Source organism: Enterococcus raffinosus (genome assembly GCF_019175485.1).
In the GTDB taxonomy this organism is placed as follows: domain Bacteria; phylum Bacillota; class Bacilli; order Lactobacillales; family Enterococcaceae; genus Enterococcus_A; species Enterococcus_A raffinosus.
On sequence record NZ_CP072889.1, the window covers coordinates 76,766 to 90,742 of the forward strand.

General features: G+C 40.8%; 12 protein-coding genes. 11 read left to right on the forward strand and 1 reads right to left on the reverse strand.

Features of this window, described 5'->3' with window-relative positions:
- Positions 1-33: 33 nt before the first annotated feature.
- The 9 genes from J9537_RS15110 to J9537_RS15150 all read left to right on the forward strand — a co-directional run bounded on the left by J9537_RS15110 (position 34) and on the right by J9537_RS15150 (position 11,795).
- On the forward strand, positions 34-1,440 hold the full coding sequence (locus J9537_RS15110; RefSeq protein ID WP_218257615.1) for a C69 family dipeptidase: 1,407 nt from the start codon (positions 34-36) through the stop codon (positions 1,438-1,440).
- Positions 1,441-1,632: 192 nt separating this feature from the next.
- A complete protein-coding gene (locus tag J9537_RS15115; protein ID WP_218257616.1) occupies positions 1,633-2,016 on the forward strand; it encodes a hypothetical protein in 384 nt (127 codons plus the stop codon).
- A 318-nt stretch (positions 2,017-2,334) separates the two neighbouring features.
- Positions 2,335-3,228: a diacylglycerol/lipid kinase family protein gene (locus tag J9537_RS15120; protein WP_218257617.1), complete on the forward strand. Its 894-nt coding sequence runs from the start codon at positions 2,335-2,337 to the stop codon at positions 3,226-3,228.
- 334 nt (positions 3,229-3,562) lie between these two features.
- On the forward strand, positions 3,563-4,981 hold the full coding sequence (locus J9537_RS15125) for a cytochrome ubiquinol oxidase subunit I (protein ID WP_218257618.1): 1,419 nt from the start codon (positions 3,563-3,565) through the stop codon (positions 4,979-4,981).
- Positions 4,974-6,017 (forward strand): cytochrome d ubiquinol oxidase subunit II, encoded by a 1,044-nt coding sequence (gene cydB, locus J9537_RS15130; protein WP_218257619.1) that lies wholly within the window; start codon positions 4,974-4,976, stop codon positions 6,015-6,017. The genes J9537_RS15125 and cydB overlap by 8 nt, the downstream gene beginning before the upstream one ends.
- Positions 6,018-6,141: 124 nt before the next feature.
- Positions 6,142-7,854, forward strand: a complete 1,713-nt coding sequence (cydD, locus tag J9537_RS15135) for a thiol reductant ABC exporter subunit CydD (protein ID WP_218257620.1) — start codon at positions 6,142-6,144, stop codon at positions 7,852-7,854.
- Positions 7,851-9,599 carry a thiol reductant ABC exporter subunit CydC gene (gene cydC, locus J9537_RS15140; RefSeq protein ID WP_218257621.1) on the forward strand — a complete coding sequence of 583 codons (1,749 nt, stop codon included), beginning with the start codon at positions 7,851-7,853 and terminating at the stop codon, positions 9,597-9,599. The genes cydD and cydC overlap by 4 nt, the downstream gene beginning before the upstream one ends.
- Before the next feature lie 475 nt (positions 9,600-10,074).
- A complete protein-coding gene (locus J9537_RS15145; RefSeq protein WP_218257622.1) occupies positions 10,075-10,605 on the forward strand; it encodes a ClbS/DfsB family four-helix bundle protein in 531 nt (176 codons plus the stop codon).
- 146 nt (positions 10,606-10,751) lie between these two features.
- The gene (locus J9537_RS15150) at positions 10,752-11,795 is read left to right on the forward strand and encodes a peptidylprolyl isomerase (RefSeq protein ID WP_218257623.1); all 1,044 of its coding nucleotides are present in this window, start codon (positions 10,752-10,754) and stop codon (positions 11,793-11,795) included.
- Positions 11,796-11,870: 75 nt separating this feature from the next.
- On the opposite strand, the gene J9537_RS15155 is transcribed toward J9537_RS15150, so the two are convergent.
- The gene (locus J9537_RS15155) at positions 11,871-12,017 is read right to left on the reverse strand and encodes a hypothetical protein (protein WP_010743530.1); all 147 of its coding nucleotides are present in this window, start codon (positions 12,015-12,017) and stop codon (positions 11,871-11,873) included.
- Between the two features lie 192 nt (positions 12,018-12,209).
- Between J9537_RS15155 and J9537_RS15160 the strand changes: the two genes are divergently transcribed.
- Both J9537_RS15160 and J9537_RS15165 read left to right on the forward strand, forming a co-directional pair.
- The gene (locus J9537_RS15160) at positions 12,210-12,641 is read left to right on the forward strand and encodes a DUF6323 family protein (RefSeq protein WP_218257624.1); all 432 of its coding nucleotides are present in this window, start codon (positions 12,210-12,212) and stop codon (positions 12,639-12,641) included.
- Positions 12,638-13,828: a DUF6179 domain-containing protein gene (locus tag J9537_RS15165; protein WP_218257625.1), complete on the forward strand. Its 1,191-nt coding sequence runs from the start codon at positions 12,638-12,640 to the stop codon at positions 13,826-13,828. The genes J9537_RS15160 and J9537_RS15165 overlap by 4 nt, the downstream gene beginning before the upstream one ends.
- The last annotated feature ends 149 nt before the right edge of the window (positions 13,829-13,977 follow it).

Genomic DNA, 13,977 nt, shown 5'->3' on the forward strand with positions numbered 1-13,977 from the left:
TGAGGTACCATGAAAAGGGAGAGTGTTTCAAGTATGACAAAGAGAGTAAAAGGTTCATGTACCACCGTACTAGTCGGAAAGAAAGCATCGATTGATGGCTCAACTATTATTTCAAGGAACGATGATGGGCATGAAGCTCTAGACCCACAACGTTTTGTAGTCGTTCAACCAGAAGAACAGCCAAGACATTATCAAGCGGTAATCAGCGGGGTAAAGGTTGAACTACCTGACAATCCAATGCGCTATACCTCAATGCCAAATTCGATTTTAACGAATGGTATCTGGCCAGCAGCTGGGATCAATAGTGAAAATGTGGCGATGTCCGCAACCGAAACAATCACCACAAATCCGCGTATTCAAGGGCTTGATCCATATGTAGAAGGCGGCATCGGGGAAGAAGATATCGTCACTTTAGTATTGCCTTATATCCACAGTGCCAAAGAAGGAGTAGAACGTTTAGGTTCTTTATTGAAAGAATACGGTACCTATGAACCAAATGGGATTGCTTTTTCCGATCAAGACGAAGTATGGTGGCTAGAAACTATCGGCGGTCATCATTGGGCAGCGGTTCGCATTCCAGACGATGCTTACGTTGTTGCGCCAAACCGGATGAACATTGATGCGTTTGATTTCGATTCAGAGGATACACTTTGTTCAGACGATTTAAAAGATTTGATTGAAGACAATCATTTGAATCCAGACTTTGAAGGCTACAATTTACGTCACATTTTTGGAAGTTCTTCTATTAAAGATACGGTTTATAATAATCCACGTGCCTGGTATGGACAAAAGTACTTCACTCCAGAAGTAGAACAAGACCCAATGGATCAAGATCTGCCGTTTATCTGCCGGGCCAACCGCAAAATCTCGATTGAAGACGTGAAATTTGTCCTAAGTTCTCACTTTGAAAATACGAAATACGATCCTTACGGTGACGGTACAGAAGCAGAGAAGACCTTGATTCGTCCAATCGGAATCAACCGCAACCATAACGTTCACATTTTGCAAATCCGCAACAATGTCCCTGCAGAAATCGCTGGCGTTCATTGGTTAGCTTATGGCGCGAATACCTTTAACACAGTCGTACCATTCTATTCAAATGTGAACGATACGCCAGCTTGCTATAAAAATGCGACAGGAACGTTTGATTTGAACAATATGTACTGGTTAAGCTGTGCTACAGCTCTACTTGGTGACACGGACTACAACTTCTATGTTGATTTCCGAAATACCTTCGAGCTAGAAGCAATGTCTGTTTATCGTGGAATCCAAAACGCTACAGATAAAGCAGTCGCAGATCAAACAGATGTACAGAAATTCTTGGAAGCAGCCAATGAAAAATTAGCGGATGAATCCTTGAAACGTCAAACCAAATTGTTTGGCGATATGGTCATTTCAGGCTCAGAACATATGAAGCTACGCTACAATTTGAATGACTAATCCTGCTAGTAAGTAAAAGCCTTCGTTTTTGCGAAGGCTTTTTTTGTCAATCTTTTTTTGCAAAAATCTAACATTGAGTGAAAAATGTCCCGTTATTTGGACAATTTTTATCAATAAAGAACCTGTCATTGACTTTATTTCTTTTGGAAGGGTATCGTTGAGATAAGAAAACGAGCAAAAGGAGGCAGTAGGATGCAGGAAATGAATTTGACACTCCAAAAGGTATTTTCCCTTAAAAGAAAGACGATTGAAAAACGTTTATCGGCATATTATGAAAAAACTCATGATGAAAAAGCCACCGTTCAAATCCTAATCGCGCTTCAGGTACGGGATGAATTAGGTGAGGCTGATTTTTCATTTTTCTTGAAGGACTTAGTGCGCAAGCTGTTTTTAAAAACCAAATCAACTCGTACTTTGCGACGATATTATCTATTTTTTAGGGAATATTTTACGGCAAAAGAATGGCGCTTGCTATCACTGCGCCTATTTCCAATTAAAACTTACATTGCCGAAAAGCTTGAGCAATTATATACGCAATTTATCAAAGCACCGTTGCAGGGATTGGTTGGTTCGTGAAGAGGAATGGCTGATAATTAAATACAACTATTTTGACTCTGCAAATTCGTGATCGATAGCAAATCTGTTGCAGCAATTTTCGAAAATTCAGAACGAATAATGTGCACATACTAGTAGTGTTTCGCTATTCTGAAAATTTTTCAAATAGAAGGCATGTTAAAAAAATCTGATGGTTTTATTTTTGAGGAGGAATAAAGTTGGTCTTTCTATAAGTCGTCTCAAGTAAGATTTCTTCTCCCACCTGTTATACTGAAAAAGAAATAGAAAACGGATACGTAACAGGTTTTTCCAGAGAAAGAAAAAGGGAGAGAAGAAGCGATGAAAAAAGCAGTGTTGATTATCAATCCCAGTTCTGGGAATGAAGAGGCCAAGAATTATGAGACGCAGGCTCGAGAAAAACTGGCGCAATTTTTTGATGAGGTTGAGGTAAAGGAAACAGCAGAGGGGGGAGACGCCACTAAATTTGCGCGGAAGGCTGCTGAGGAGAAGGTCGATAGTGTTTTTGCGATGGGTGGAGATGGTACCGTCAATGAAGCCATCAGCGGACTTGCTGAACAGTCTTATCGTCCAACTTTTGGTTTCTTTCCATTAGGGACTGTTAATGATTTGGCGCGTTCTTTAAATATTTCGATGGACCCGCAGGAGGCGATCGAATCCTTTGATATCGAACAGAAGACCTCGTTAGATATTGGAAAGGTCAACGACGATTACTTTATGAATATCGTCTCTGTCGGCAGTATTCCCGAAGCCATCAGTGATGTAGATGTAGAAGAGAAGACAAAGTTCGGCAAGCTAGCCTATTTTGTGAATGGAGTAAAGGAAGTCTTCAATGATGAAAACTATCATTTTACCTTAGAAATTGATGGAGAGCGGACGGAGATCGAAAGCAGTGCTGTTGTCATCGTCTTAACAAGAACCATCGGCGGCTTTACGCATATTGTTCCCGAAGCGAAAAATAATGACGGCAACCTGTATCTCTTGTATTTGAAGGACCAAAGTATTACAGATCGCCTAAAAAGTGTTCCTGATATTATCAAGGGCGTAGATCAATCTACGGATACTATTGGCTACACGCCTTTTAAAGAGGGGCGCTTAACTGTAAAGGAAGAGGCAGAATTACGTCCAAGTGTAGATGGAGACGAGGGACCAGAACTTCCTCTGACCATCAAAGTATTGCCGCAGCATCTTGACGTATATTGCGGCGGAGAATAATTGGAAAAAGCTTATTGGGCTAAACTCAATAGGCTTTTTTTATGTTTTGTTTTCAAATGAATCCGCTTGTCATTATTAATTTCTCGTGAATAATTCTGTGGATGTAGTTGGCTCTTGTGAGAATTTTATTATAGATGATAAGTAAACCTTGTGCTTTTTTGCAAAATAGTTCATTTATTTGATCTAAAATAGTTATTTTCCTTTTTCCTCAAATTTCTTAAATGAAAAGCGCTTAAGCTGAACATTTGGCAATTTATGCCGTAAGGATTATAGTAAATACAGAAAGGGTTTATATTTTAGTTTTGTTATTCACAATTGTAGGGGAGGAATTAAAATGGATATAGTGACGTTGGCCCGTTTTCAGTTCGCCATGACAACGGTTTTTCACTTTTTCTTTGTGCCATTCTCCATTGGGATGGTTTTGGTTGTTGCCATTATGGAAACATTATTTGTTAAAACGAAAAATGAAAAATACCGTCAATTGGCGAAATTCTGGGGAAATATTTTTCTCTTGAGCTTTGCGGTGGGCGTCGTGACTGGGATCATTCAAGAATTTCAATTTGGAATGAACTGGTCAGATTATTCACGGTTCGTCGGAGATATTTTTGGCGCGCCATTAGCAGTAGAGGCTTTATTGGCCTTCTTTATGGAGTCTACGTTCTTAGGACTCTGGATGTTTACGTGGGATCGTGTGAAACCACGGACACATGTCATCTTTATTTGGTTAGTTACCATTGCTTCGATGTTATCAGCTTTCTGGATCTTAGCGGCGAATAGCTTCATGCAGCATCCAGTTGGCTATGCCCTTCGTAACGGTCGAGCAGAAATGACGGATTTTGGTGCGGTCATTGCCAATCCGAAAGTATGGTACGAATTTGGCCACGTAATCGCGGCGGCGATAACAATGGGTGGAATGATTGCGGCTGGTCTTGCGGCATTCCAATTGTTAAAACGTAAAGACAAAAAAATGCGTGAATTCTTCATGAAATCGATGCGCATTGGACTAGTTGTAACATTGTTCGGCTCAATCTTGGTTTTAGGTGCAGGTGATGCACAAATGAAAGCCTTGATCGAAGGTCAGCCAATGAAATTTGCGGCGATGGAAGGAACCTATGAGGACACAGGAGATCCGGCAGCCTGGACCTTGATTGCTTGGGCGAATGAACGAGAGCACAAGCAAGTCTTTGGTGTGCAAATTCCGTACATGCTAAGTATTCTTTCCTATAATAAACCTTCTGGTTCAGTAAAAGGGATGGATACCGTTAACAAGGAATTAGTCAAAAAATATGGGGATCGGAACTATTATCCACCAGTCAATGTCTTATTCTGGAACTTCCGAATCATGGCAGGCTTTGGCATGCTGATGCTGTTAGTAGCGATTCTTGGGTTGTTCTTTACGCGCAAGAAGAAGCCAATCCTCTATGAAAAGCGCTGGATGCTGTGGGTGATGGGACTTTGTACCTTCGCGCCGTTCTTAGCAAACACGGCTGGCTGGTTAGTCACTGAGCTAGGACGTTATCCGTGGACGGTTTATGGTTTATTTACGATAGAAGACAGTGTTTCGCCAAATGTTTCGGTTGCTTCATTGTTGACCTCAAACATTATTTACTTCCTATTGTTCTCTGGTTTGGCAGTAACGATGATTTATTTGGTCAAACGAGAATTGAATAAAGGGCCAGTCTTGGATGATGACAATCATTCTGGACAAGATTCGATGGATCCTTTTGATAAGGGGGCGTTCACTCATGAGTAGTTTACAATTATTATGGTTCCTATTGATCGGCGTCCTGTTTTCCGGTTTCTTCTTTCTAGAAGGCTTCGACTTTGGTGTTGGGATGTCCGTGCAGACACTGGCTCATGATGAGCATGAAAAAGATCAGATTGTTCAAACGATCGGACCCGTTTGGGACGGAAATGAAGTTTGGCTCTTAACTGCTGGGGGAGCGATGTTCGCATCCTTTCCTTACTGGTATGCTTCATTGTTCAGCGGGTACTATTTGATTCTGTTTATCATTTTATTTGGCTTGATCATTCGCGGCGTATCCTTTGAATTCCGCAGCCACATGCCGAAAGAACGCAAACAGCTATGGAACTGGACCTTGAGCATCGGAAGCTTTTTGGTTCCCTTCTTCTTCGGAATTCTATTCATCAGTATGATTCAAGGGATGCCATTAGATGCGGATCACAATATGATGGCGACCTTTACTGATTACATCAACTTGTATTCTGTTGTTGGTGGAGTCGCATTAACCTTGCTTTGCTATTTACATGGGCTAAACTATATTGCGTTGCGGACAGAAGGTCCTGTTCGTTATCGGGCGAAAAACTATGCGCAGGTATTATACGGCGTCTTGTACGTCGGTTTAGTGGTATTCGCTGTGTTAATGTACTTTAAAACAGATTTCTTCCAAAATAATTTCGCGGTTACCTTGATCTTATTGGCAGTGATTGTTTTACTTACAGTAATCGCGAATGTTTCAGTCTTCAGAAATAAGGAAATGCTGGCATTTATCGCTAGCGGTCTAACGATGATTGCTTTAGTGGCATTGTTGTTCAGCGGTTTGTTCCCACGAGTATTGATCAGCTCTATTCCAGGGAATGACCTATTGATTCAAAATGCTTCATCAAGTCCTTATACCCTGAAGATTATGTCTTATATTTCATTAACGATTTTACCTTTCGTACTGGCTTACACTGCTTGGACATACTATATTTTCCGTAAACGGATTAAACATCCCCATGAGATTACCAATTCAGCTCTTCGCAGCGAAGAAAATGGGGCGTATTAGGTAGATCGTTTGCTGAACAATGATCAAACTCATTCAGCTGAATGGTAGACGAAATAACAAACAAACTCATTTTTCGGTTTATGAAAAATGAATACATTAATAGGAATTAGGTAGGAGTTCATCCATGATAGACAAGAAGTTATTACAACTTCCCGGTATCAAAAAAATTCTGATGTTGCTTGCAGGATCTGCTGTCCTGCAAGCAATCTTTATAATTGGGCAAGCATATGGGTTAGCTATGACGATTACTCATTTATGGAACGGGGAAGGCTTAAACAACCAAATATATTGGATACTGCTGTTTTTTGGCTCTTTCGCGCTGAGGCATCTGGTGACCTATGCACGGGAGCACGTATTAGAGGAATACGCGTACCAACAAGCCAAGGATTTACGAAGTCAGTTGTTGCAGAAAATTTTTCGCTTGGGGCCGCAAGTCGTGCAAAAGCAAGGAACCGGAAGTGTCGTTACAACCGCATTGGACGGCATCGATCAAGTAGAGGAATATTTGCATTTGATTTTACCGAAGATGCTGAATATGATGATCATTCCTTGGATTTTGTTAGTAGCGATTTTTCTACTAGATTGGGAATCAGGCGTGGTCCTATTAATCGTTTTTCCGCTGATTATTATTTTTATGATCATTTTAGGCTATGCAGCGCAAAGCAAAGCGGATAAGCAATATAAAGTATTCCAGCTATTATCCAATCATTTTATTGATTCACTTCGAGGCATCGATACCTTAAAATTCTTTGGCATCAGCAAGCAGTATAGTAAAAGTATTTATACGACCAGCGAGCGTTTTCGCAAAGCAACGATGAGTACCTTGAAAGTAGCGATTCTCTCGACATTCGCCCTTGATTTCTTTACCACATTATCTGTTGCGGTCGTGGCGGTTTTATTAGGGTTGCGTTTAATCAATGAAGGGATCTTTTTGTTTCCTGCATTAACGGTACTGATTTTAGCGCCGGAGTATTTTTTGCCAATCCGTGATTTTTCTAGTGATTATCATGCGACGCTGGATGGGAAAAACGCGATGGACGCGGTTCATCAGATTTTGGACCTGCCAGAGGCACAAGGCGTGACGATTGGATTGCCAACTTGGTCAGCGGATAGTCAGTTATCCGTGGCTATGGATTATCATTATGAGGATAAATTAGGTGCGACGGTTGATTTCAAGGTTCAGGGCTATAAAAAAATTGGGATTATTGGAATGAGCGGTTCGGGTAAATCAACGTTAATCAATCTTCTCAGCGGTTTTTTACGACCAGAGGAAAGTCAGATCAGCTTTAATGAACAGGTTCTGCCCGCCTTCGACCAGCCGCAGTGGCAGGAGCAGTTAATATACATTCCTCAACATCCATACATTTTCCAACGCTCGGTGAGAGAGAATATTGCTTTTTATCATCCCCAGGCTAGTGATGCTGAAATTTTGAAGGCAATCGAAGTCACTGGCTTAACGGATTTGTTGAAGGAATTACCACTAGGGCTAGATACAATATTAGGGGAGGGCGCTCGAACCCTCAGCGGAGGACAAGCGCAACGAATCGCTTTGGCAAGAGCTTTTCTAGACCAAGAGCGCAAAATATTGCTATTCGATGAACCAACGGCTCACTTAGATATTGAGACGGAGGTAGAATTGAAGGAGCGGATGCTGCCATTGATGGATAATCATTTAGTGTTCTTTGCTACCCATCGATTGCATTGGCTGGCAGAAATGGATTATTTACTGGTCATGGATCATGGGAAGCTTGTGGAACAGGGCACATTGGAAGAACTAAAACAAAAAAATGGCGCCTTTACAAAATTGAGTCAGGCATTGCGAGGTGAAAAAGGATGAAACCAATCGGATTATTTGAAGTGCTGAAAACTGACGAATGGGTGAAGCCTTTTTTCAAGCAGTATAAGAAGTCTTTGATTTTGGCGTTGACGCTTGGATTTATCACATTTTTCTGTGCAGGTGCGTTAATGTTCAACTCTGGCTACTTAATTAGTCGGGCCGCATCATTACCGGAAAATATATTGTTGATCTATATCCCGATTGTTTTGACCCGTGCCTTTGGGATCGGTCGACCAGTCTTTCGTTATGTTGAGCGGCTGGTCAGTCATAATTGGGTATTGAAAATGACCTCGAATCTGCGGGTGAAGTTGTATGACTCGCTGGAGCAAGACGCTGTTTTCTTTAAGCAGAACCACCGAACAGGCGACATTCTAGGGTTGCTTTCAGAGGACATCAATCACATTCAGAATTTATATTTGCGAACGATTTTTCCAACGATCATCGCGTGGCTGCTCTACGTCTTTATTATTATCGGAATTGGCTATTTTTCACCCTTCTTCGCGTTGGCGATGCTTTTACTATTGGGAATCGTGGTCTTTTTACTGCCCTTATGGTCTGTCATCATCAATGGAGCAAGACAAGAGCAGCAGAAGCAAATGAAGAATCAGTTGTATAGTGATTTGACGGACAATGTTTTAGGAGTCTCGGATTGGATCTTTAGTCAACGGGGGCAGGATTATGTGAACCATCATGAAGAATCTGAGGAAGCTTTACGAGCGGTGAATCGGAAGCTTCAGAGCTTCCAGCGAAAACGCAATTTTCTGCTTCAGCTGATGTTCGGTGTGATCACGATTGCGTTGCTGCTATGGACGAGTCGTCAATTTCCAGGAAATCACGGAGGAGCAGCCAATTGGATCGCAGCTTTCGTATTGTCTGTATTTCCATTGATCGATGCCTTCGCGCCATTACCAGCGGCCGCACAGGAAACTAATAGTTATCAGGATTCTATCAAGAACTTAAATGACTTACCTGCTATTAAAGACAAGCAAAACGATTCTCCTGTCATTTCTGGCTCATTAGAGCTAAAAATTGATCGAGTACGTTATCACTATCCAGAAAGTCAAAAAGAGGTTCTATCTGGCATTGATCTAATTCTACATCCAGGTGAGAAAATAGCGATTTTAGGGCGTAGCGGCTCAGGAAAAAGTACCTTAGCCAATATGATTCGCGGTGATTTGCGACCTACTGAGGGGGCCATTACGTTAAATGGCATAGCTACTTACGCATTCGGCGATGATATCAGCAAATATCTGGGAGTCATTCATCAAACACCGTACCTGTTTCATACGACGATTGCTAACAATTTACGAATCGGAAATGAAGCGGCAGAAGAAGATGAACTTTGGCAAGTGTTAACCCGAGTTGGCTTGAAGGAACTTGTTGAAGAGTTGCCAGAGGGTCTAGAAACAATGGTGGATGAGGCCGGTCTGCGTTTTTCTGGCGGGGAACGGCAGCGTCTCGCATTGGCTCGAATCCTCCTACAGGAAGCACCGATTATTCTGTTGGATGAACCCACCGTTGGGCTTGATCCAGTCACTGAGCAATCGCTGATCAATACCTTCTTCCATGAATTGCAGGATAAGACGGTCATTTGGATTACCCATCATCTGCAGGGAATTGATGCGATGGATCAGGTCATCTTTATCGAAGACGGACACTTGACCATGCAAGGAAGCCCAAATGAACTCGAACAAACCAATGCCCATTATCGTAAATTAAAACAAATCGACCAAGGGATTATTTAAACCTTAGACCTCTCCAAAAAATGGAGAGGTCTTATTTTGCCAGTTGGACTTTTTGCAGTATGAAAAAAAAGAAATGAAGTTCATGCTCAAAGAAAGTCTATAATTAAGCAGATTAGTCCAATGGTATGCGATCGAGAATAAGAAATTTTTCGTGTTCTTCGAAAAATTAAATCTTAAAGCAGGAGATAGCTGCCAGTTGGACTTTTTGCAGTATGAATAAATAGAAATGAAGTTAAAGCTCAAAGAAAGTCTATAATTAAGCAGTTTCGTCCAATGGTATGCGATCGAGAATAAGAAATTTTTCGTGTTCTACGAAAAATTAAAACTTAAAGCAGGAGGGTAGCTACCAGTTGGACTTTTTGCAGCTAAATGCTGACAGCAAAAGTTTATACGAAAAAACAATTTCTGCTTGACTCCCACGTTACGTGTTGGTCCATACTGAGGATAAAGAAAGAGATAGAGGGAGGAAATTGTTATGGCAAGACCAACGACAAAAAATGATTTGATTAAGGCAGGAAATGATGGGTATAAGAAACTGATGGATCTGTTGGATTCAATACCGCTTGAAAAAGTGAACAATCCGTTTAGTTTTAACGTAGAAAAAGAAAAGCAGGCTCATTGGTCAAGGGATAAAAATGTTCGGGATGTCTTGATCCATTTGTATGAATGGCATCAACTGCTGTTAAATTGGGTGCAGGCAAATCAAGCCGGAGAGGCTAAGCAATTTTTAAAGGAAGGATATAATTGGAAAACCTACGGGGCGATGAATATTGAATTTTGGGAAAAGCATCAAACCACCAGCTACGAAGAAGCGCGCCGTCTCTTAGTGGAGAGTTACCAACAGGTGATGCAAATGGCGGAGGCTTTTTCCAATGAGGAATTGTTTTCAAAAGGAATTTTTTCTTGGGTGGGAGGAAGTACGCTAGGCAGCTACTTTGCTTCGGCAACTTCAAGCCACTATGATTGGGCAACGAAGAAAATTAGAAAGTTTAAAAAATCTTTGTAGCTGATCCTTTATTCCTTCAATTTACAAATTAGAGATATTAATATCGTAAATGAAATTATAGTGTAATCCCAACCATCAGCCCCTAGCGGAATGTCTGTCTGCGTGTTTTTCTGGTACAATTGAGAAAAACAGGTTGGAGGCAGAAAATGAAAAAAAGTAAGGTTGTTTTAGCCGCAGGAATTCTTGGGTCAGCGGCCTATTTAATAAAGAAAAAGCTTGAAAATGAAACGGTTACCCAGCAGCTAATCCCGCGTCATTGGGATCACCAGGAGATCAATCAGCGAATGGCAGATTTTACTCAACAGCTAACTGAAGGGAACATTGATGCACTTGTGACTTTTGCTTTGGGGAACGAGGCGCGCCATTTCAAATCATTCATCGGCCAAGAGCTTACTTTTTTAGAAGCACATGTCGTTTCTTTGTTTAAAGTAAAAGGAGATAGCTACAATAATCTACGGGGAATTATTTCATATCGTGTCGCAACCCCAAAAAAAGAGTACACCTATTTGATGAAAATGGCACGGCTAGGAAATGCTGACCAGTTAGAGTGGTACATTCAAACCGTTCTAGAGAAAGATCGAGGGATAAAATACTCCAATCAATACTTGCTGCAGCTGACGCCGGTTCGTCCGCATGAGGAGCTTTGTCAGATTGAAACGGACGCTGGAACGATTACTCTTAGAGTTTTTCAGCAGGATGCACCAAAAGCCGTTAAAAATTGGCGAGGGCTTGCCAGACAAGGCTTTTACGATAATACGCCCTTCGCACGAGTAATCAAGGATTTTGTGATCCAGGGCGGTGCGCTAGATGGCTCTGGTGCTGAAGCTCAGTCCATTTACGGTGGCTATTTTGAAGACGAAGTAGATGAGGGCTTGTATCACTTCGATGGTGCTGTGTGTTTAGGGAATCACGGGCCAAATACCAATGGCAATCAATTTTACATCGTAGAACATAGTCAAGTAGACAAGGAGCAACTGTACCGAATGAATCTACCGTTAAAGGTTCGTTCCCATTATGAGGCAGTCGGCGGCCTTCCTGAATTAGATGGACGCTATACGATATTTGGTCAAGTAATAGACGGAATGTCCGTGGTGCGTAAAATCGCCAATCAAGCCACGGATAGCGAAGATGCTCCGTTAGAACCAATAATGATCCGAAAAATTACCTTTAAAAGAGCCAGTCAGAAATAAATCTGACTGGCTCTTGCTTTTACGATCAAAATTTCCTGTACCTTGTTGGTAAATTGGAGGAAACTATAACCCTCACTATTTTTTCTTCGCTAACCGGCTAGAAGTCCATGAATACAGTAAAATCAATACAATTAAAACAAGCATTCGCAAAATCGCTGGTGGGCTCCAAACCCAAATAACGAAGGCGGCTAATAGCAGGTAAAGAAAGGTAGCATAAATCATAAGACCGCTCCTTTAGTTATTTATTAATCAGAAAAGAAGTACTATTTTACGGAATATATACTGAAAAAAGTTAAGGAAGACTTAAATCGCCTTCCTTAACTCTCTTTATAATACCATAAATTTAGTTGTATTTCAAGATTGTCATTTTAACGACACTGTGCTATTTAGTCTCTGAAGAGGGAGGAGAAGAAAATGGGGAAATTTGATATGACGTTATTTAATCAGTTTCTATCTCAGCAAACAGAAGAACCGCGAACAATGATTAATCGCCAGTTGCAGAAACATCACAAGAATTATCAACTGACAGTAGCGGATTTTTCTGATCTCACGGAGGAACGCAATCAGCTATTCAAAGAACACCATCTACTTGATTTTAGCTGGCAAAATTCACAACAGCTAGCAATGCTCTTAATGGATGAGCCTCTATTTTACAAATGCGACTACCTAGAACACTTGTCAGTTTGCCAAGCGATCTTTTACTACCTACGGGCATATCATCCTGGTCAAACTACAGATCAAGAAATAATAGAGGAAATCGCCAGACGTTACCAGCATTTTCAAGGAGATTTGGAGCAGCTTCAGGGCTCGTTTGAGGATTTTCCAGCACTGGAGGAAGAAGCATGAAAAATGATTTGTTTGATCCAGCATTCTATCCCTTTTTTATGAAGAAATTGCAGGAGCGGCTAAGTGGTTCAAGTGTCATGGCGATTGATCAAGCGGAAAAAATCCAACAGTCCATTGAATTTGTCTTAGCTAACGGTGGAGAGGGGACATTGCCTGAACGCTTCGAACAAGGGAAGCAGCAGTTGAAACAGCGTCTGGATGCTCTTCAGACGCTCTATCAATGGATTCAAGACAATTATCAAAGCTTTGGTATCGAATCATTAGAAGAAAGTTTAAATGAAATCGGAAATTTTTTCTCTGAGTATGATTTCGATTACGGGGCTGCGGAGGTGGATCAGGCTTTTTTAGACTATCAGCTTGCGGAACCAGTACCAGCTAACTTTGTGGGAATTGATTTTTATGAACGCTTTCTGAACAATTTAGCCGCTGAGGTCCTCTTTGTCAAAGCTATTCCAGAAGAGCAAATTTATGAACTATTGACCAATTATGAAGAGACGTTAGGCTTTGATTACCGTACTGACGTCAACAACGTATTTGAAATCGTCTTTAAACAAATGATCGGCAAATTACTCCTTGGAAAGAAGGAGATCCACACGTTGCTGTTAAATGAGATTGAAGCACAATATGTTTTACGGCGCATCCAGCAGCAAGATTACTTTACTGAATTAGAAGTTATTTTCCAACAAAACGATTATTATCGACGATTCTTCTCCCAATTAAAAGTAAGAGTCTCTCCGTTCACGGGGCCTGAGAAGGCCATTCAGTTTTTCATTCTGACAAGTATGACTAAGAAGCTGCTAGAATTTCCGTTAGCGATGCCTGATAGTGAATTTAATCAATTGATGGAAGCCTATCAGATAGCAGACGAAGAGGAGAAAATCCGACTAATTACGACTAGAATTTCAGCACCACAAGATTTCAAGGAATATCTAAAAAGTGTGGAAGAAAGCGGCAAGTTTTATAAAAGACTTTTAAAAGAAGTTGATAAAGACTTTTTAAAGATTTTATTGTTAGGCGTACTATCCGAATATGATTGTAGAGATTATGAGGAATTCATTGATATATCAACGATAGACGAAGAATTAGAACTATTAAAAGATTATATAAAAACTCTTGGTGAAAGTGATCGTAAAGCTCTTTTTCAATCAATTGAAGGGTACCAATTGCCGCCAAAGGATTTCATTTAAGTTAGGAAGAAAGACTTAAATACCGTTTAAATTAATGCTTTGCCTAATAATGTGCTCGTGCTTTTTTGTCTCCGAAAAAGAAAGTTATGAAAATATTGGATGAAAAGCCATTAAAGAGAGAATTTTTCCTTGTAAATATAATATCATTT